Raw genomic sequence first — 22,160 nt, 5'->3', positions numbered from 1 at the left:
GTCACCGTGATGGCCACGCCGCAGACTTTCGTGGAGTTCGCTCGTCAGGGTGGCTTGGCCGGTGACGGTCGCAGTAAGGCTTTCGCGGACAGTGCCGACGGTGCCGGCTTCTCCGAGGGTGTCGGTGTGCTGTTGGTGGAGCGGCTCTCCGACGCCCGCCGTAACGGTCACCAGGTGTTGGCGGTGGTGCGGGGCTCGGCGGTGAACCAGGACGGTGCGTCGAACGGGCTGACCGCGCCGAATGGTCCTTCGCAGCAGCGGGTGATTCAGGCCGCTCTCAGTAACGCGGGTTTGGCCACGTCCGAGGTGGATGTGGTCGAGGCGCATGGCACGGGTACGACGCTGGGTGACCCGATCGAGGCCCAGGCGGTACTCGCAACTTACGGCCAGGATCGTGAGCGGCCGTTGCTGCTGGGTTCGGTGAAGTCGAATCTGGGTCATACGCAGGCTGCTGCGGGTGTGGCGGGTGTCATCAAGATGGTGATGGCGCTCCGGCACGGTCTCGTGCCGCGCACGCTGCATGTGGATGAGCCGTCGCGGCATGTGGACTGGTCGGCGGGTGCGGTTGAGTTGGTGACGGAGAACCGGCCGTGGCCGGATTCGGGTCGGCCGCGTCGGGCGGGTGTGTCGTCGTTCGGGATCAGTGGCACCAATGCCCACGTCATCCTGGAAAGCGCACCTCCCACGCAGGTTGTGGAGAACACGGTGGTCGAGTCGGCGCCGGAGTGGGTGCCGTTGGTGATGTCGGCCAGGACGCAGTCGGCTCTGGCGGTCTATGAGGGCCGGTTGCGTGCGTATCTGGCGGGGTCGCCCGGGGTGGATATGCGGGCTGTGGCGTCGACACTGGCGGTGACACGCTCGGTGTTCGAGCACCGGGCCGTACTCATGGGAGATGACACCGTTACCGGGACTGCGGTGTCTGATCCTCGGGTGGTGTTCGTCTTCCCGGGGCAGGGGTCGCAGCGTGGCGGTATGGGTGAGGAGCTGGCCGCCGCGTTCCCTGTCTTCGCGCGGATTCATCAGCAGGTGTGGGATCTGCTGGATGTGCCCGATCTGGAGGTGAACGAGACCGGTTACGCCCAGCCTGCTTTGTTTGCGTTGCAGGTGGCTCTGTTCGGGTTGCTGGAGTCGTGGGGTGTTGGTCCGGATGCGGTGATCGGCCATTCTGTCGGCGAACTCGCCGCCGGATACGTCTCCGGGGTGTGGTCGCTGGAAGACGCCTGCACATTGGTGTCGGCGCGGGCGCGTCTGATGCAGGCTCTGCCTGCGGGTGGGGTGATGGTCGCTGTTCCGGTCTCCGAGGAAGAAGCAGAAGCGGTTCTGTGTGAGGGTGTGGAGATCGCGGCGGTCAACGGGCCGTCGTCGGTGGTTCTCTCCGGTGATGAGGCCGCCGTGCTGCGGGCCGCAGCTACGTTGGGGAAGTGGACGCGGTTGGCGACCAGTCACGCGTTCCATTCCGCCCGTATGGAGCCGATGCTGGAGGAGTTTAGGGCGGTCGCCGAAGGCCTGACTTACCGGACACCTCGTCTGACCATGGCGGCGGGTGATCAGGTTGCGACCGCTGAGTATTGGGTGCGGCAGGTCCGGGATGTGGTCCGGTTCGGCGAGCAGGCCGCTTCCTACGGTGACGCGGTGTTCGTCGAGCTGGGTGCCGACCGGTCACTGGCCCGCCTGGTCGACGGCATCGCGATGCTGCACGGCGACCACGAGGCACAGGCCGCGATCAGCGCCCTGGCCCACCTGTACGTCAACGGCGTGACTGTCGACTGGCCCGCGGTGCTGGGCGATGCCCGGGGCCGGGTGCTGGATCTTCCGACGTACGCCTTCCAGCATCAGCGGTACTGGCTCGAGGGCGCGGACCGGTCGGCTGCGGGTGGGCATCCGCTGCTGGGTGAGGCAGTGCGGCTGGCCGAGGCCAGCGGGGTGCTGTTCACGGCCCGGGTGTCCCGGAGCGGTGATCTGTGGCTGCGGGACCAGACGGCCCTGCCCGCCACCGCGTTCGTGGAGATGGCGCTGGCAGCAGCGGACGAGACCGGCTGCGGGCTTGTCGAAGAACTCACCGTGGAAGCGTTGCTGCTGCTCCCCGACGACGGCGCCGTCCAGGTACAAACCTGGGTGAGCGAACCAGACGAGACCGGACGGCGCCGACTCAGTATCCACGCCCGTAACAGCGACGGCGAGCCCTGGACCTGCCTGGCCACCGCGACCCTGGCCACCACCACCACCGGCAGGGTGTCCGGCTGGCAGGCCGGGGAGGTGTGGCCGCCGTCTGGTGCGGTCCCGGTCGGGATATCGGCACCGTCGCTGCGCGGGGTGTGGCGCCTGGGCAGCGATGTATTCGCCGAGGTCGCTCTGGACGACACTCACGACGCCACCAGGTTTGTGCTTCATCCCGGTCTGATGGCCGCCGCGCTCACCGCCGTAGGCGAGGAGACCCCCGCCGTGTGGCAGGGCCTGACCCTGCACGCCGGCAACCCCGGCGAGCTGCGCGTCCGCCTCACCTCACACGATGACGGCACCCTGTCCGTGGACGCCACCGACAGCACGGGCCTGCCCGTCCTGACCGCCCGCTCCCTCACCCCGGGCACCGTCCCCGTCTACGAACCTGCCACCAGCACCGACGACCTGCTCACCCTGACCTGGACAGAAATCCCCACCCCTGAGCAGACCGGCCTGACGGTCGGCCGGTTCGAAGACCTGGTGCCGGAGGGTGATGTGCCGGTGCCCGAGGTGGTGGTCTTCACCGCGCTCCCCGACAGCAGCGAGAACCCGCCGAACCCGCTGGAACAGACCCGCGTACTGACCGCCCAGGTTCTGCAAACAGTCCAGACCTGGCTTGGCGGGGATCGCTTCACCGACAGCACGCTGGTCGTGCGGACCGGTACCGGGCTGGCTGCTGCCGCTGTGTCGGGGTTGATGCGGTCGGCGCAGTCCGAGCACCCCGGCCGGTTCGTCCTGGTCGAAAGCGACGACGACACCCTCACCCCGGACCAACTGGCCGCCACCGTCGGACTGGACGAGCCACGGCTGCGGATCAACGACGGCCGGTACGAAGTGCCACGGCTGACCCGTACGCATGCCGCTGAGCCTAAGGCTGAGTCTGAAGGGATTTGGGATCCGGATGGCACGGTCCTGGTCACGGGCGGTTCCGGCGTCCTGGCGGGGATCGTCGCCAGGCACCTGGTGGCCGAACGCGATGTGCGTCATCTGCTGCTGGTCTCCCGCAGCACCCCGGACGAGGCACTGATCGGCGAGTTGGCCGAGTTGGGTGCCGCGGTGGAGACAGCGGCCTGTGACGTGTCCGATCGTGCCGGGCTGGCGCAGGTGCTGGCGGGGGTGTCGTCGGAGCATCCCCTGACGGCCGTGATCCACACCGCGGGTGTGGTGGATGACGGTGTGGTGGAGTCCCTGACCGCGCAGCGGCTGGAGACGGTGCGGCGGCCCAAGGCCGACGGCGCCTGGCACCTGCACGAACTCACCCGGGACGCCGACCTGGCGGCGTTCGTCATGTACTCCTCGGCAGCCGGTGTGCTCGGTAGCGCGGGGCAGGGGAACTACGCGGCGGCCAACGCGTTCCTGGATGCGTTGGCGGAGCAGCGTCGTGCTGAGGGTCTGCCCGCGCTCTCGCTGGCGTGGGGTCTGTGGGAGGACAGCAGTGGTCTGACGGCGAGGCTGACCGATACGGACCGGGGCCGGATCCGGCGCGGTGGGCTGCGGGCCCTCTCCGCCGAGCACGGGATGCGGCTGTTCGACACCGCCTCACGCCACGACGACCCGGTTCTGGTAGCCGCCGCGATGGAGCCCGTACGGGACGCCGAAGTCCCGGCGTTGCTGCGGTCGTTGCACCGCCCGATCGCCCGGCGGGCCGCTACCGCTGGCGGAGCGCGGTGGCTGGCGACCCTGACACCAGCCGAACGGGAGAAGGCACTGCTGAAGCTAGTGTCTGACAGTGCCGCGACCGTTCTGGGACACGCCGACGCCAGCACTGTCTCCGTATCCGCCGTGTTCAGGGATCTGGGTGTGGATTCGCTGACGGCGGTGGAGTTGCGGAACCGTCTGGCGAAGGCGACGGGGTTGCGGTTGCCCGCCACGTTGGTGTTCGACTACCCCACCCCGACGGTCTTGGCTACCCGGCTGGGGGAGTTGTTCACCGGCGAGAACCCTGTCCCGGTACGCGGGCCGGTGTCGGCGGTGGCGCAGGACGAGCCGTTGGCGATTGTGGGTATGGCGTGTCGCTTGCCGGGCGGTGTGGCCTCTCCTGAAGACCTGTGGCGCTTGGTCGAGTCGGGTACGGATGCGGTCTCCGGTTTCCCCACTGACCGTGGCTGGGACGTGGAGAACTTTGACCCGGCCGGTAAGTCTTACCGTGCTGAGGGCGGCTTCCTGGACGCTGCGGCCGGTTTCGACGCCTCGTTCTTCGGGATCAGTCCGCGTGAGGCACTGGCGATGGATCCGCAGCAGCGGCTGCTGTTGGAGGTGTCCTGGGAGGCGTTCGAGCGGGCCGGTATCGAGCCTGGTTCCGTACGCGGTACTGATACCGGTGTCTTCATGGGCGCGTACCCCGGTGGCTACGGCATCGGTGCCGACCTCGGCGGCTTCGGCGCCACCGCCGGCGCGACCAGTGTCCTGTCCGGCCGGGTGTCGTACTTCTTCGGTCTAGAGGGGCCCGCGTTCACAGTGGACACGGCCTGCTCGTCATCACTGGTGGCGTTGCACCAGGCCGGGTATGCCTTGCGGCAGGGTGAGTGTTCGCTGGCTCTGGTTGGCGGCGCCACCGTGATGGCCACACCGGAGCTCTTCACCGAGTTCTCGCGCCAGGGCGGTCTGGCCTCCGATGGCCGGTGCAAGGCGTTCGCGGACAGTGCGGACGGCACGGGATGGGCTGAGGGCGTCGGCGTCCTGCTGGTGGAGCGTTTGTCTGACGCGCAAGCTAAGGGCCACCAGGTGCTGGCAGTGGTCCGTAGCTCGGCGGTGAACCAGGACGGTGCGTCGAACGGGCTGACCGCGCCGAATGGTCCTTCGCAGCAGCGGGTGATCCAAGCCGCTCTCAGCAACGCCGGTCTTGCGGCGCATGAGGTGGATGTGGTCGAGGCCCATGGCACGGGTACGACACTGGGTGACCCGATCGAGGCCCAGGCGGTACTCGCCACGTACGGCCAGGATCGTGAGCGGCCTCTGCTGCTGGGCTCGTTGAAGTCGAACATCGGCCATACGCAGGCTGCCTCGGGTGTGTCGGGTGTTATCAAGATGGTGATGGCGATCCAGCGCGGGCTGGTGCCGCGCACGTTGCATGTGGATGAGCCGTCGCGGCATGTGGACTGGTCGGTGGGTGCGGTTGAGCTGGTGCGGGAGAACCAGTCCTGGCCCGAGGGCGACCGGCCCCGCCGGGCCGGTGTGTCGTCCTTCGGTGTCAGCGGTACGAACGCTCACGTCATCCTGGAGAGCGCACCCGCCCAGCCCGCGGAGGAGGCGCAGCCCGTAGAGGTGCCGGTGGTGGCCTCGGAGCTGGTGCCGCTGGTGGTGTCGGCCAAGACCGAGTCCGCCCTGGCCGAGGCCGAGGACCGGCTGCGCGCCTACCTGGCGGCCTCACCCGAGGCAGACATGCCTGCTGTCGCGTCGACACTGGCGGTGACACGGTCGGTGTTCGAGCACCGCGCCGTGCTCCTCGGCGATGACACTGTTACCGGCACCGGTCTTGCTATGTCCGACCCCCGGGTGGTGTTTGTCTTCCCGGGTCAGGGGTGGCAGTGGCTGGGGATGGGCAGTGCGCTGCGGGGTTCGTCGGTGGTGTTCGCGGAGCGGATGGCTGAGTGTGCGGCGGCGTTGGGTGAGTTTGTGGATTGGGATCTGTTTGCGGTTTTGGATGATCCGGCGGTGGTGGACCGGGTCGATGTGGTTCAGCCCGCCTCCTGGGCGGTGATGGTTTCCCTGGCGGCGGTGTGGGAGGCGGCCGGTGTGCGGCCGGATGCGGTGATCGGTCACTCCCAGGGTGAGATCGCCGCAGCCTGCGTAGCAGGTGCGCTGTCGCTGCGCGACGCCGCCCGGATCGTGACGTTGCGCAGTCAGGTGATCGCCCGGGGTCTGGCGGGCCGGGGTGCGATGGCATCCATCGCACTGCCCGCACACGAGATCGAGCTGGCCGACGGCGCCTGGATCGCCGCCCACAACGGCCCCGCCTCCACCGTCATCGCGGGTGCCCCGGAGGCAGTGGATCGTGTCCTGACCGCTCATGAGGCGCGGGGGGCGCGGGTGCGGCGGATCACCGTCGACTTTGCCTCGCACACTCCGCACGTCGAGCTGATCCGCGACGAACTGCTCGACATCACCGCCGGTATCGACTCGCAGGCTCCGGTGGTGCCGTGGCTGTCGACCGTGGACGGGACCTGGGTCGAGGGACCGCTGGATGCGGAGTACTGGTACCGGAACCTGCGTGAACCAGTGGGCTTCGCCCCCGCCGTCCGCCAGTTGCAGGACCAGGGCGAGACCGTGTTCGTGGAGGTCAGTGCCAGCCCGGTGTTGTTGCAGGCGATGGGCGACGACGCGGTCACGGTTGCCACGTTGCGCCGTGACGACGGGGGCGCCGCCCGTATGGTCACGGCTCTGGCGCAGGCCTATGTCCAGGGTGTGACTGTCGACTGGCCTGCGGTGCTGGGCAATGTCCCGGGCCGGGTGCTGGATCTTCCGACCTACGCCTTCCAGCATCAGCGGTACTGGCTCAAGAACGTGGACCGGTCGACCGCCGACGGTCATCCACTGCTGGGCACGGTAGTGGCACTGCCCGGCTCCGACGGTGTGGTACTCACCGGGCGGGTATCACTGGCCACCTACACATGGCTGGCCGACCACGCGGTCCGGGGCAGCGTCCTGCTCCCCGGCACCGCATTCGTGGAACTGGTCGTCCGCGCCGCCGACGAGGTCGAATGCGACATCGTCGACGAGCTCGTGATCGAAACCCCGCTCCTCCTGCCGCAGACCGGGGGCGTGCAACTGTCCGTGTCCGTCGGCGAGGCCGACGAGTCCGGACACCGCGCGGTGACGGTCTTTTCTCGGGCGGACGACACGGACACGTGGACCCGGCACGTTTCCGCCACGATCAGTGCCTCTGACGCACCCCTCTCGCTGTCGGAGTTCGCCTCGTGGCCGCCAGCCCAGGCGCAGCCGGTGAACGTGGCCGACTTCTACGATCGGCTGGCTGCGGCAGGTACCGAGTACGGTCCCGCGTTCCAGGGGCTGGAGGCTGCGTGGCGTGACGGGGACACCGTCTACGCCGAGGTTGCTCTGGCTGAGGAGCAGGCGCAGGAGGCGGCACGATACGCCGTACACCCGGCGCTGTTGGACGCCGCCATGCACGCCAGCATCCTGAACACACCCGATACCGACCAGCAGACCGTGCGGATGCCGTTCTCCTGGAACGGTGTTCAGGTCCATGCCACGGGCTCGGCCACGCTGCGTGTCGCGCTGACACAGGCAACGGATGGCTGGAGTGTGCGGGTCGCCGATGACACCGGCCGACCCGTGGCCACCATCGGTTCCCTCATCACCCGGCCGGTAACCGCCGACACACTCGGCTCCACCACGGACGACCTGCTCACCCTGACGTGGACGGAAATCCCGGCCCCCCAGGAAACCAGCCTGACCATGGGCAGGTTCGAAGACCTGGCGGACGGCAACATGCCGGTACCCGACGTGGTGATCTTCACCGCACTCCCCACCAGCAGCGAGAACCCGCTGGAACAAGCCCGCACGCTGACCGCCCAAGTCCTCCAGGCAGTCCAGACCTGGCTGGCCGGGGAACGCTTCACCGACAGCACCCTGGTCGTACGGACCGGCACCGGGCCGGCCGCCGCCGCAGTGTCGGGCCTGATGCGATCGGCCCAGTCCGAACACCCCGGCCGGTTCATCCTGGTGGAAAGCGACGACGACACCCTAACCTCGGACCAACTCGCTGCCACCGTCGGGCTCGACGAGCCGCGCCTGCGGATCAACGACGGCCGGTACGAGGCAGTACGCCTGGCCCGGACCAATACCCCCGAACACAGCCCGCTGACGATCCCCGACAATCGTGCCTGGCTGCTGGAACACTCCCGCAGCGGAACCCTGCAAGACCTCGCGCTGATACCCACCGACACCGCCGAACGGCCCCTGCAACCCGGCGAAGTACGCATAGACATACGCGCCGCAGGCCTGAACTTCCGCGATGTCCCTATCGCGCTCGGCACTTACCCCGGTGAGGCTGTGACCGGAGCTGAGGCCGCGGGCGTGGTGATCGAGGTCGGCCCGAGGGTCCACGACCTGGCCCCGGGAGACCGAGTGTTCGGTCTTGTGGGCGGCGGGATCGGGGCGGTCGCGATCGCCGATCGTCGTCTGCTCGCTGTGATGCCTGATGGCTGGTCCTTCACTACGGCGGCATCCGTCCCGGTGGTGTTCGCCACCGCGTATTACGGGCTGGTGGATCTGGCCGGGCTGAGTGCGGGTGAGTCGGTGCTGATCCACGCCGCGGCGGGTGGTGTGGGCATGGCGGCGACCCAGATCGCACGCCACCTCGGCGCGCAGATCTATGCGACCACCGCCAGCACAGGCGAGCAGCACATCCTGTATGAGGCGGGTCTGGACGGCACTCGGATCGCGGACTCCCGCACCACGGGCTTCCGGGAAGCGTTCCTGGACACTACAGACGGGCGGGGTGTCGATGTCGTCCTGAACTCTCTCAGTGGTGACTTTGTCGATGCCTCGCTTGATCTGCTGCCTCGTGGTGGCCGGTTCGTGGAGATGGGCAAGACCGATATCCGCGATGCGCAGCAGGTCACCGCCGAGCGGCCGGGTACCAGCTACCAGGCGTTCGACCTGATGGACGCCGGCCCGGACCGGCTTCGGGAGATCATCACCGAAATCCTCACCCTGTTCGGACAAGGCGTCCTACAACCCCTGCCGGTGCGGGCCTGGGACATCCGTCAGGCTCGTGATGCGTTCAGCTGGATGAGCCGCGCCCGCCACATCGGCAAGATCGTCCTCACTATCCCCCGTCGACCCGACCCCGACGGCACCATCCTGATCACCGGCGGCTCCGGCGTCCTGGCAGCCATCCTCGCCCGCCACCTGGTAACCGAACACCGCGCACGGCATCTGCTGCTGCTCTCCCGCACCACCCCCGACCAAACACTCATCAACGAACTCGCCGAGCTGGGCGCCCAGGTCGACACCGCGGCCTGCGACGTATCGGACCGCGCCGGGCTGGCACGCGCACTGGCGGGCGTATCACCGCAACACCCCCTGACGGCCGTGATCCACACCGCCGGCGCACTCGACGACGGCGTCGTGGAGTCCCTGACCACACAACAACTGGACACGGTGCTACGGCCCAAGGCAGACGGCGCCTGGCACCTCCACGAACTCACCCGGAACACCGACCTGGCGGCATTCGTCATGTACTCCTCCGCCGCTGGTGTGCTGGGCTATAAGGGGCAAGGCAACTACGCGGCAGCCAACGCGTTCGTGGACGCCCTCGCCGAAGAGCGGCGTACCCAGGGCCTGCCCGCACTTGCGCTGGCGTGGGGTTTGTGGGAGGACACCGAAGACCTGACCGCGAAACTCACCGGCACCGACCATGACCGGATCCGGCGCAGTGGTATGCGAACCATCACCGCTGAGGGCGGGATGCGGCTGTTCGACACCGCGTCACGCCACGGCGAACCGCTCTTGGTGCCCGCTGTGATGGACCCGACCCGAGACGGCGAAGTCCCTGCGCTGCTGCGTTCGTTGCATCGCCCGGTTGCCCGGCGGGCCGCTTCCGCCAGCGGTGGGGTGCAGTGGCTGGCGGCCCTGGCACCGGCCGAGCGGGAGAAGGCGCTGTTGAAGGTGGTGTGTGACAGTGCCGCCGTGGTTCTGGGACACGCTGACGCCCGCAGCATTCCGACGGCTGGTGCGTTCAAGGAACTGGGTGTGGATTCGCTGATGGCGGTGGAGTTGCGGAACCGTCTGGTGACGGCGACGGGGTTGCGGTTGCCCGCCACGTTGGTGTTCGACTATCCGACCCCGGCGTCCTTGGCCGTCCGGCTGGGTGAGTTGTTCGTCGGTGAAACTCCTGTTGCGGCACGCCCGTCAGTGTCGGTGGTGGGGCAGGATGAGCCGTTGGCGATTGTGGGTATGGCGTGCCGTCTGCCGGGCGGTGTGGCTTCTCCTGAAGACCTGTGGCGCCTTGTCGAGTCGGGTGCGGATGCGGTCTCCGGTTTCCCCACCGACCGTGGCTGGGACCTCGAGGGTCTGTTCGATCCGGATCCGGAGGCGGCAGGGAAGTCGTATTCCGTGCAGGGTGGCTTCCTGGATGCCGCGGCTGGCTTTGATGCCGGGTTCTTCGGGATCAGTCCGCGTGAGGCGTTGGCGATGGATCCGCAGCAGCGGTTGCTGTTGGAGGTGTCCTGGGAGGCGTTCGAGCGGGCTGGGATCGAGCCTGGTTCCGTACGTGGCAGCGACACCGGCGTCTTCATTGGTGCATTCCCCGTTGGCTACGGCGTCGGGTTTGATCGCGAAGGTTATGGCGCCACGTCCGGCCCCAGCGTGTTGTCCGGCCGGGTGTCGTACTTCTTCGGTCTTGAGGGTCCGGCGATCACGATGGATACGGCGTGCTCCTCGTCTCTGGTTGCTTTGCATCTGGCGGCGCAGGCGTTGCGTAATGGTGAGTGTTCGATGGCGTTGGCCGGTGGTGTGACGGTGATGGCCACGCCGGAGGTTTTCACCGAGTTCGCTCGGCAGCGTGGTCTGGCCTCCGATGGCCGGTGTAAGGCGTTCGCGGACAGTGCGGATGGTGCCGGTTTCTCCGAGGGCGCGGGTCTGCTGCTGGTAGAGCGGCTTTCCGACGCCCGCCGCAACGGCCACCAGGTGCTTGCGGTGGTGCGGGGCTCGGCGGTGAACCAGGACGGTGCGTCCAACGGGCTGACCGCGCCGAACGGTCCTTCGCAGCAGCGGGTGATCCGGGCCGCTCTCAGTAACGCTGGCCTGAGCACCGCTGAGGTGGATGTGGTCGAGGCGCATGGCACGGGTACGACGTTGGGTGACCCGATCGAGGCCCAGGCGCTGCTCGCCACGTACGGCCAGGACCGTGAGCGGCCCCTGCTGCTGGGCTCGTTGAAGTCGAACATCGGCCATACGCAGGCCGCCTCGGGTGTGTCGGGTGTTATCAAGATGGTGATGGCGCTCCAGCGCGGGCTGGTGCCGCGCACGTTGCATGTGGATGAGCCGTCGCGGCATGTGGACTGGTCGGTGGGTGCGGTTGAGCTGGTGCGGGAGAACCAGTCCTGGCCCGACAGCGAGGGGCCCCGCCGGGCCGGTGTGTCGTCCTTCGGTGTCAGCGGTACGAACGCTCACGTCATCCTGGAGAGCGCACCGGCTCAGCCCGCGGAGGAGGCGCAGCCTGTTGTGACGCCCGTGGTGGCGTCGGAGTTGGTGCCGCTGGTGGTGTCGGCCAAGTCCCAGTCCGCCCTGGCCGAGGCCGAGGACCGGCTGCGCGCCTACCTGGCGGCCTCACCCGGCGTGGATACGCGGGCTGTGGCGTCGACACTGGCGGTGACGCGGTCGGTGTTCGAGCACCGTGCTGTGCTGCTGGGCGACGACACCGTTACCGGCACCGGCACCGGCACCGGCACCGGTACTGCTGTGTCTGATCCTCGGGTGGTGTTTGTGTTCCCGGGTCAGGGGTGGCAGTGGTTGGGGATGGGCAGTGCGCTGCGGGGTGCGTCGGTGGTGTTTGCCGAGCGGATGGCCGAGTGTGCGGCGGCGTTGAGTGAGTTTGTGGACTGGGATCTGTTTGCGGTGCTGGATGATCCGGTGGTGGTGGACCGGGTTGATGTGGTTCAGCCTGCTTCGTGGGCGGTGATGGTTTCCCTGGCGGCGGTGTGGCAGGCGGCCGGTGTGCGGCCGGACGCGGTGATCGGCCACTCCCAGGGCGAGATCGCCGCAGCCTGCATAGCCAGTGCCGTATCGCTACGTGACGCCGCCCGGATCGTGACCTTGCGCAGTCAGGCGATCGCCCGGGGCCTGGCGGGCCGGGGTGCGATGGCATCCATCGCACTGCCCGCACACGAGATCGAGCTGACCGAGGGCGCCTGGATTGCCGCCCACAACGGCCCCGCCTCCACCGTGATCGCGGGCACCCCGGAGGCGGTCGACCGTGTCCTGACCGCTCATGAGGCCCAAGGGACGCGGGTGCGGCGGATCACGGTCGACTATGCCTCGCACACCCCGCACGTCGAGCTGATCCGCGACGAACTGCTCGACATCACCGCCGGTATCGGCTCGCAGGCTCCGGTGGTGCCGTGGCTGTCGACCGTGGACGGCACCTGGATCGAGGGTCCGCTGGATGCGGAGTACTGGTACCGGAACCTGCGTGAACCGGTGGGCTTCGACCCCGCCGTCCGCCAGTTGCAGGACCAGGGCGAGACCGTGTTCATCGAGGTCAGTGCCAGCCCGGTGTTGTTGCAGGCGATGGATGACGACGCGGTCACGGTTGCCACGTTGCGCCGTGACGACGGGGATGCCACCCGGATGCTCACCGCCCTGGCGCAGGCCTACACCCACGGCGTCACCGTCGACTGGCCCGCCGTCCTCGGCACCACCACGGCCCGGGTGCTGGACCTTCCGACGTACGCCTTCCAGCACCAGCGGTATTGGGTCGAGGGTGTGGATCGCTCGGCTGTGGATGGTCATCCGTTGCTGGGTGTGGCGGTGGAGTTGCCTGAGTCCGATGGTGTGCTGTTGACCGGGCGGGTATCGCTGGCCACGCATGCTTGGCTGGCTGATCACGCGGTCTGGGGCAGTGTGCTGCTCCCCGGTACGGCATTTGTTGAGCTGGTTGTCCGCGCCGCCGGCGAGGTCGGTTGTGATGTTGTCGATGAGCTGGTGATCGAAACCCCGCTCCTGCTGCCGCGGACCGGCGGTGTGCAACTGTCCGTCTCGGTCGGCGAGGCCGATGAGTCCGGGCGCCGGGTGGTGACGGTCTTCTCTCGGGCGGAGAACGCCGATTCTTGGGTTCGGCATGTTTCCGCCGTGATTGGTACCTCTGAGGTGGCGGTCGCGCTGTCGGAGTTTGCTTCGTGGCCGCCGGCTCAGGCGCAGCCGGTGGATGTGGTGGGTTTCTATGACCGGTTGGTGGCAGATGGGTATGAGTACGGTCCTGCGTTCCAGGGTTTGCAGGCTGCGTGGCGTGAGGGGGATACGGTCTTCGCCGAGGTTGCTCTGGCGGAGGAGCAGGCGCGGGAGGCGGCACGGTATGCCGTGCATCCGGCTCTGCTCGATGCGGCTTTGCATGCGTGCACCTTGAGTGCGCCCGATGCCGAGCGGGGTGTGGGGTTGCCGTTTTCCTGGAACGGTGTCCGGGTCCATGGCACTGGTTCGGCCACGTTGCGTGTGGCGGTGACCCCGACAGCGGATGGCTGGAGTGTGCGGGTTGCCGATGAGATCGGTCGGCCGGTGGCTACCGTCGGTTCGCTGGTGACGCGAGCGGTGTCGGCCGATGCGCTCGGTTCCGCTGCCGATGATCTGCTCGCCTTGACGTGGACGGAGATCCCCGCTCCCCAGGAGACCAGCCTGACCATGGGCAGGTTCGAAGACCTGGCGTCGGGCAGTGATGTGCTGGTGCCCGAGGTGGTGGTCTTCACCGCGCTCCCCGACAGCAGCGAGAACCCGCCGAACCCGCTGGAACAGACCCGCGTACTGACCGCCCAGGTTTTGCGAACAGTCCAGACCTGGCTGGCTGGGGATCGCTTCACCGACAGCACGCTGGTCGTGCGGACCGGTACCGGGCTGGCCGCTGCCGCTGTGTCGGGGTTGATGCGGTCGGCGCAGTCCGAGCACCCTGGCCGGTTCGTCCTGGTCGAAAGCGACGACGACACCCTCACCCCGGACCAACTGGCCGCCACCGTCGGACTGGACGAGCCGCAGCTGCGGATCTGCGACGGCCGGTACGAAGTACCACGACTGACCCGTACGCATGTCGCTGAGCCTGAGCCTGAGCCTGAGCTGGAGGCTGAGACTGAAAGGGCGTGGGATCCGGATGGCACGGTCCTGGTCACCGGTGGTTCGGGCGTGCTGGCGGGGATCGTCGCCCGGCATCTGGTGGCCGAACGCGATGTGCGTCATCTTCTCCTGGTCTCCCGCAGCACCCCCGACGAGGCGCTGCTCAGCGAGCTGGTCAAATTGGGCGCCCAGGTGGCAACAGCGGATTGCGACGTATCGGATCGTGACGGGCTGGCGCGGGTGCTGGCGGGTGTGTCGCCGGAGCATCCCCTGACGGCGGTGATTCACACCGCTGGCGCACTCGACGACGGTGTGGTGGAGTCCCTGAGCGCGCAGCGGCTGGAGACGGTCCTGCGGCCCAAGGCCGACGGCGCCTGGCACCTGCACGAACTCACCCGGGACGCCGATCTGGCCGCGTTCGTCATGTACTCCTCGGCCGCTGGTGTGCTCGGTAGTGCGGGGCAGGGCAACTACGCGGCGGCCAACGCGTTCCTGGATGCGTTGGCGGAGCAGCGTCGTGCTGAGGGCCTGCCCGCGCTCTCCCTGGCGTGGGGTCTGTGGGAGGACGCGAGTGGTCTGACGGCGAGGCTGACCGATACGGACCGGGGCCGGATCCGGCGCGGTGGTCTGCGGGCCCTCTCCGCCGAGCACGGGATGCGGCTGTTCGACACCGCCTCACGCCACGACGAACCGGTTCTGGTAGCCGCCGCGATGGAGCCCGTACGGGACGCCGAAGTCCCGGCGTTGCTGCGGTCGTTGCACCGCCCGATCGCCCGCAGGGCCACCTCTGCCGGTGACTCGTCAGCGCAGTGGTTGACCGCCCTGGCACCGGAGGAACGGGAGAAGGCGTTGTTGAGGGTGGTGTGTGACGGCGCCGCGACGGTGCTGGGACATGCCGACGTCGGCAGCATTCCGGTGACCGCGGCGTTCAAGGATTTGGGCGTCGATTCGCTGACCGCGGTGGAGCTGCGAAACCGTCTGGCGAAGGCGACGGGGTTGCGGTTGCCCGCCACGTTGGCGTTCGACTACCCGACCCCGACGGCCCTGGCCGCCCGGCTAGGCGAGTTGTTCGCTCCGGCGGAGCCCGAACCTAGCCTCCACGAGCAGGAGCTCCGCCGAGCGCTCGCGGGGGTCTCGATTGCCAAGTTCCGGGAGGCCGGTGTGCTGGACACGCTGCTGAGGCTGGCAGCCATGGAGGGCCTGGCCGTTCCAAAGCCCGATTCGGAAGCCGATGACGAGGACTTCGTCGATGAGATGGACGCTGACGCTCTCATCAAGCACGTGCTGGAGGAGGAACGATGAGGGAAGATCAGCTTGTCGACGCATTGCGGAAGTCGGTCAAGGAGAATGCACGGCTCCGCAAGGCGAACACATCGTTGCGGGCAGCGATGGACGAGCCGTTGGCGATTGTGGGTATGGCGTGCCGTCTGCCGGGTGGGGTGTCGTCGCCGGAGGATCTGTGGCGCTTGGTCGAGTCGGGTACGGACGCGATTTCCGGTTTCCCCACCGACCGTGGCTGGGATGTGGAGAACCTGTACGACCCTGATCCGGACGCGCCCGGGAAGGCGTACTGCGTACAGGGCGGTTTCCTGGACTCCGCAGGTGGCTTTGATGCCTCGTTCTTCGGGATCAGCCCGCGGGAAGCTCTGGCGATGGACCCGCAGCAGCGGCTGGTCCTGGAGGCTTCCTGGGAGGCGTTCGAGCGGGCCGGGATCGAGCCCGGTTCCCTCCGTGGTACTGATACCGGTGTTTTCATGGGTGCGTACCCCGGTGGCTATGGCATCGGTGCCGACCTCGGCGGCTTCGGGGCGACTGCCGGTGCGGTGAGTGTTCTGTCGGGGCGGGTGTCGTATTTCTTCGGCCTCGAGGGGCCAGCTGTCACGGTGGACACGGCGTGTTCGTCATCGCTGGTGGCGTTGCACCAAGCGGGGTATGCCCTGAGGCAGGGGGAATGTTCCCTGGCCCTGGTCGGCGGTGTCACCGTGATGGCCACGCCGCAAAGTTTCGTGGAGTTCTCGCGGCAGCGTGGCCTGGCATCCGATGGCCGGTGCAAGGCGTTCGCCGATGCCGCGGACGGCACGGGATGGGCTGAGGGCGTCGGCGTCCTGCTGGTGGAGCGTTTGTCGGATGCTCAGGCCAAGGGTCACCAGGTGTTGGCGGTGGTGCGGGGCTCGGCGGTGAACCAGGATGGTGCGTCGAACGGCCTGTCCGCGCCGAACGGCCCCTCGCAGCAGCGGGTGATCCGGCAGGCGCTGGCCAACGCGGGTTTGACCACGGCTGAGGTGGATGTGGTCGAGGCGCATGGCACGGGTACGACGTTGGGTGACCCGATCGAGGCGCAGGCGCTGCTCGCGACCTATGGTCAGGATCGTGAGCGGCCGTTGCTGCTGGGTTCGGTGAAGTCGAATCTGGGTCATACGCAGGCTGCTGCGGGTGTGTCGGGTGTCATCAAAATGGTGATGGCGCTGCGGCACGGGCTGGTGCCGCGCACGTTGCATGTGGATGAGCCGTCGCGGCATGTGGACTGGACGGAGGGCGCGGTCGAGCTGGTGACGGAGAACCAGCCGTGGCCGGACACCGACCGGCCTCGCCGGGCAGGTGTGTCGTCGTTCGGGATCAGTGGCACCAACGCCCACGTCATCCTGGAAAGCGCACCCCCCACGCAGGCTGTGGACGATGTGCGGCCTGCGGAGGCGCCGGTCGTGGCGTCGGAGTGGGTGCCGTTGGTGGTGTCAGCGAGGACGTTGCCAGCTCTGGTCGAGTATGAGGGCCGGTTGCGTGCGTATCTGGCGGGGTCGCCCGGGGTGGATCTGCCGGCTGTGGCGTCGACGCTGGCGGTGACGCGGTCGGTGTTCGAGCACCGGGCCGTACTCATGGGAGATAACACCGTTACCGGGGCTGCGGTGTCTGGTCCAAGGTTGGTGTTCGTCTTCCCGGGGCAGGGGTCGCAGCGTTCCGGTATGGGGGAGGAACTGGCCGCCGCGTTCCCCGTCTTCGCACAGATCCATCAGCAGGTGTGGGATCTGCTGGATGTGCCCGATCTCGATGTGAACGAGACCGGTTACGCCCAGCCCGCTTTGTTCGCTTTGCAGGTGGCTCTGTTCGGGTTGTTGGAGTCCTGGGGTGTACGACCGGATGCGGTGATCGGCCATTCTGTCGGCGAACTCGCCGCCGGATACGTCTCCGGGCTGTGGTCGCTGGAAGACGCCTGCACATTGGTGTCGGCGCGGGCCCGCCTGATGCAGGCCCTGCCCCCGGGTGGGGTGATGGTCGCTGTTCCGGTCTCCGAGGAAGAAGCAGAAGCGGTTCTGTGTGAGGGTGTGGAGATCGCGGCGGTCAACGGGCCGTCGTCGGTGGTTCTCTCCGGTGATGAGGCCCCCGTACTGCGGGCCGCAGCGGCCTTGGGTAAGTCAACACGTCTGGCGACCAGCCATGCGTTCCACTCCGCTCGTATGGAACCAATGCTGGAGGAGTTCCGGGCGGTGGCCGAACGCCTCACCTACCAAACGCCCCGTCTCACCATGGCCGCGGGTGATCAGGTTGCGACTGCTGAGTATTGGGTGCGGCAGGTCCGGGATGTGGTCCGGTTCGGTGAGCGGGTCGCTTCCTACGGTGACGCGGTTTTCGTCGAGTTGGGTGCCGACCGGTCACTGGCCCGCCTGGTCGACGGCATCGCGATGCTGCACGGCGACCACGAGGCACAGGCCGCGATCAGCGCCCTGGCCCATCTGTATGTCAGCGGCGTGACTGTCGACTGGCCTGCGGTGCTGGGCGATGTCCCGGGCCGGGTGCTGGATCTTCCGACGTACGCGTTCCAGCATCAGCGGTACTGGCTCAAGGGCGCGGACCGGTCGGCTGCGGGTGGTCATCCGTTGCTCGGGGCGGCGGTAGGGCTGGCCGAGGCCAGTGGAGTGCTGTTCACCTCGCAAGTCTCCCGAAGCGGTGAACTGTGGCTGCGGGACCAGGCGGTTCTACCCGCGACGGCGTTGGTGGAGATGGCGCTGGCAGCGGCGGACGAGACCGGCTGCGGCCTCGTTGAGGAACTCACCGTGGAAGCGTTGCTGCTGCTCCCCGACGACGGCGCCGTCCAGGTACAAACCTGGGTGAGCGAACCGGACGAGGCCAGCCGCCGCCAGCTCAGTGTCCATGCCCGTTACAGCGACGGCGAGCCCTGGACACGTCTGGCCAGCGCGACCCTGGTCACCACCGCCACCGGCAGGGTGTCCGGCTGGCAGGCCGATGGGGTGTGGCCGCCGGCCGGTGCGGTCCCGGTCGAGACCCGAGTACCGTCACTGCGCGGGGTGTGGCACCGCGGCAGTGATGTGTTCGCCGAGGTCGCCCTGGACGACACCCACGACGCCACCAGGTTTGTGCTTCATCCCGGCCTGATGACTGCCGCCCTCACCGCCGTAGGCGAGGAGACCCCTGCCGTGTGGCAGGGCCTGACCCTGTACGCCGGCCACCCCGGCGAGCTGCGCGTTCGCCTCACCTCACACGATGACGGCACCCTGTCCGTGGACGCCACCGACAGCACAGGCCTCCCCGTCCTGGCCGCCCGCTCCCTCACACTGGACGCTGTTCCCGTCAACGAACCGCCCACCAGTACCACCGACCTGCTCACCCTGACCTGGACAGAAATCCCCGCCCCTCAGCAGACTGGCCTGCCGGTGGGTGCCTTTGAAGACCTGGCGGTGGACGGTGATGCGCCGGTGCCCGATGTCGTGGTGTTCACCGCACGCCCCGGCAACGACGACCCGCTGGCGCAGACTCGCATACTGACCGCCCAGGTCCTGCAAACAGTACAGGGGTGGCTGGCCGGGGAACGCTTCGCTGACAGCACGCTGGTCGTGCGGACCGGCACTGGGCTGGCCGCTGCGGCCGTGTCGGGGTTGATGCGGTCGGCGCAGTCCGAGCACCCCGGCCGGTTCGTCCTGGTGGAAAGCGACGACGACGCCCTCACTCCGGACCAGCTGGCCGCGACCGTCGGATTGGACGAGCCACGGCTGCGGATCTGCGACGGCCGCTACGAAGTACCACGACTGACCCGTACGCATGCCGCTGGCCCTGAGTCTGAAAGGGCGTGGGATCCGGATGGCACGGTCCTGGTAACGGGCGGTTCGGGTGTGCTGGCGGGGATCGTCGCCCGGCACCTGGTGACCGAACGCGGTGTGCGTCATCTGCTGTTGCTGTCCCGCAGCACCCCGGACGAGGTACTGCTCAGCGAGCTGGCCGAGTTGGGTGCCGCGGTGGAGACAGCGGCCTGTGACGTGTCGGATCGTGCCGGGCTGGCGCAGGTGCTGGCGGGGGTGTCACCGGAGCATCCCCTGACGGCGGTCATCCACACCGCGGGTGTGGTGGATGACGGTGTGGTGGAGTCCCTGACCGCGCAGCGGCTGGAGACGGTACTGCGGCCCAAGGCCGACGGCGCCTGGCACCTGCACGAACTCACCCGCGACACCGACCTGGCCGCATTCGTCATGTACTCCTCGGCGGCCGGTGTCATGGGTGGTGCGGGGCAAGGTAACTACGCGGCGGCGAACGCGTTCCTGGATGCGCTGGCCGAACAACGCCGAGCCGAGGGCCTGCCCGCGCTCGCACTCGCCTGGGGCCTCTGGGAGGACGCCAGCGGCCTGACCGCAAAGCTGACCGGCACCGACCACGGCCGAATCCGGCGTAGCGGCCTGCGAACCATCACCGCCGAGCACGGAATGCGGCTGTTCGACACCGCGTCGCGTCGTGGTGAGCCGGTTCTGGTGGCCGCACCGATGGATCCGGTGCGGGAGGCCGAAGTCCCGGCGCTACTCCGCTCGTTGCACCGCCCGATCGCCCGGCGGGCCGCTGTCGCCGGTGGAGCACAGTGGCTGGCCGCTCTGGCACCGGAGGAACGGGCGAAGTCACTGCTGAAGCTGGTGTGTGATACCGCCGCGACGGTTCTGGGGCACGCCGATGCCCGCACCATTCCGGTGACCGGAGCGTTCAGGGATCTGGGTATCGATTCGCTGACCGCGGTGGAGCTACGGAACGGCCTGGCGAAGGCGACGGGGTTGCGGTTGCCCGCCACGTTGGTGTTCGACTACCCGACCCCGACGGTCTTGGCTGCCCGGCTGGGGGAGTTGTTCACCGGCGAGAATCCTGTGCTGGTACGCACTGCCTCGGTGGTGGGGCAGGATGAGCCGTTGGCGATTGTGGGTATGGCGTGCCGTCTGCCGGGTGGGGTGTCGTCGCCGGAGGATCTGTGGCGTTTGGTCGAGTCGGGTACGGATGCGGTTTCCGGTTTCCCCACAGACCGTGGCTGGGACGCGGAGAGTCTGTACGACCCGGACCCGGATGCGCCGGGGAAGTCGTACTGCGTGGAGGGCGGCTTCCTCGACAACGCGTCCAGCTTCGACGCCTCGTTCTTCGGGATCAGCCCGCGTGAGGCACTGGCGATGGATCCGCAGCAGCGGCTGGTGCTGGAGGTGTCCTGGGAGGCGTTCGAACGGGCCGGGATCGAGCCCGGTTCCGTACGCGGTAGCGACACCGGCGTCTTCATGGGCGCCTACGCCGGTGGCTACGGTACCGGTGCCGACCTCGGCGGCTTCGCAGCCACCGCGAGCGCGACCAGTGTCCTCTCCGGCCGGGTGTCGTACTTCTTCGGCCTCGAAGGCCCCGCCATCACCGTCGACACGGCCTGCTCGTCATCACTGGTGGCTTTGCACCAGGCCGGGTACGCCCTCCGGCAAGGTGAGTGCTCGCTGGCTCTGGTCGGCGGCGCCACCGTGATGGCCACACCACAAAGCTTCGTGGAGTTCTCCCGCCAGCGCGGCCTGGCAACCGACGGCCGGTGCAAAGCCTTCGCCGACGCCGCGGACGGCACAGGATGGGCCGAGGGCGTCGGCGTCCTGCTGGTAGAGCGGCTCTCCGACGCCCGCCGCAACGACCACCAGGTACTGGCAGTAGTCCGCAGCTCAGCGGTCAACCAGGACGGTGCGTCGAACGGCTTGTCCGCGCCGAATGGACCCTCCCAGCAGGGGGTGATCCGGCAAGCGTTGGCCAACGCGGGTCTGACCACGGCCGAGGTCGATGTGGTCGAGGCCCACGGCACGGGTACGACGCTGGGTGACCCGATCGAGGCCCAGGCGGTACTCGCCACGTACGGCCAGGACCGTGAGCGGCCCCTGCTGCTGGGCTCGCTGAAGTCGAACATCGGCCATACCCAGGCCGCCTCGGGTGTGTCGGGCGTCATCAAGATGGTGATGGCCCTGCAACACCACACGGTCCCCCGCACCCTGCACGTGAACGAGCCGTCGCGGCATGTGGACTGGTCGGCGGGCGCGGTTGAGCTGGTGCGGGAGAACCAGTCCTGGCCCGAGGGCGACCGGCCCCGCCGGGCAGGCGTGTCGTCCTTCGGCGTCAGCGGCACCAACGCTCACGTCATCCTGGAGAGCGCACCCGTCCAGCCTGTGGAGGAGGCGCAGCCCGTAGAGGTGCCGGTGGTGGCCTCGGATGTGCTGCCCCTGGTGGTATCGGCCAAGACCCAGTCCGCCCTGGCCGAGGCCGAAGACCGGCTGCGCGCCTACCTGGCGGCCTCACCCGAGGCAGACATGCCTGCTGTCGCGTCGACACTGGCGGTGACACGGTCGGTGTTCGAGCACCGCGCCGTACTCCTGGGCGATGACACTGTTACCGGCACCGGCACTGCCATGCCCGACCCCCGGGTGGTGTTTGTCTTCCCGGGTCAGGGGTGGCAGTGGCTGGGGATGGGCAGTGCGCTGCGGGAATCCTCGGTGGTGTTCGCCGAGCGGATGGCCGAGTGCGCGGCCGCCCTGCGTGACTTCGTGGACTGGGATCTGTTTGCGGTGCTGGATGATCCGGCGGTGGTGGACCGGGTCGATGTGGTCCAGCCCGCCTCCTGGGCGGTGATGGTTTCCCTGGCCGCGGTGTGGCAGGCGGCCGGTGTGCGGCCGGACGCGGTGATCGGTCACTCCCAGGGCGAGATCGCCGCAGCCTGCATAGCCGGCGCGGTATCGCTGCGCGACGCCGCGCGGATCGTGACCTTGCGCAGCCAGGCGATCGCCCGGGGGCTGGCGGGCCGGGGTGCGATGGCATCCATCGCACTGCCCGCACAGGATGTCGAGCTGGCCGACGGCGCCTGCATCGCCGCCCACAACGGC

Annotated in this window: 1 protein-coding gene and 1 pseudogene (both running past the window's edge); both read left to right on the top strand. The window is 68.4% G+C overall.

Features of this window, described 5'->3' with window-relative positions; all coding sequences use genetic code 11:
• A protein-coding gene (locus ACJX2R_RS10220; RefSeq protein WP_413099802.1) for an SDR family NAD(P)-dependent oxidoreductase crosses the window boundary here: on the top strand, positions 1-15,309 show its 3' portion. The gene continues 10,476 nt to the left of window position 1, outside the view; only the last 15,309 of its 25,785 coding nucleotides appear in the window; its start codon lies off the left edge, out of view; its stop codon occupies positions 15,307-15,309.
• Positions 15,306-22,160, top strand: a pseudogene (locus ACJX2R_RS10215) (SDR family NAD(P)-dependent oxidoreductase) (its annotated part continues 23,580 nt past the right edge of the window); the annotation flags it as partial. The gene ACJX2R_RS10220 and the pseudogene ACJX2R_RS10215, both read left to right, overlap by 4 nt.

The organism is Streptomyces sp. Inha503 (assembly GCF_047215865.1).
Taxonomy (GTDB): domain Bacteria; phylum Actinomycetota; class Actinomycetes; order Streptomycetales; family Streptomycetaceae; genus Streptomyces; species Streptomyces lycopersici.
The sequence above is the reverse complement of the archived record's forward strand: the minus strand, read 5'-3'. Positions and strand labels throughout refer to the sequence as shown.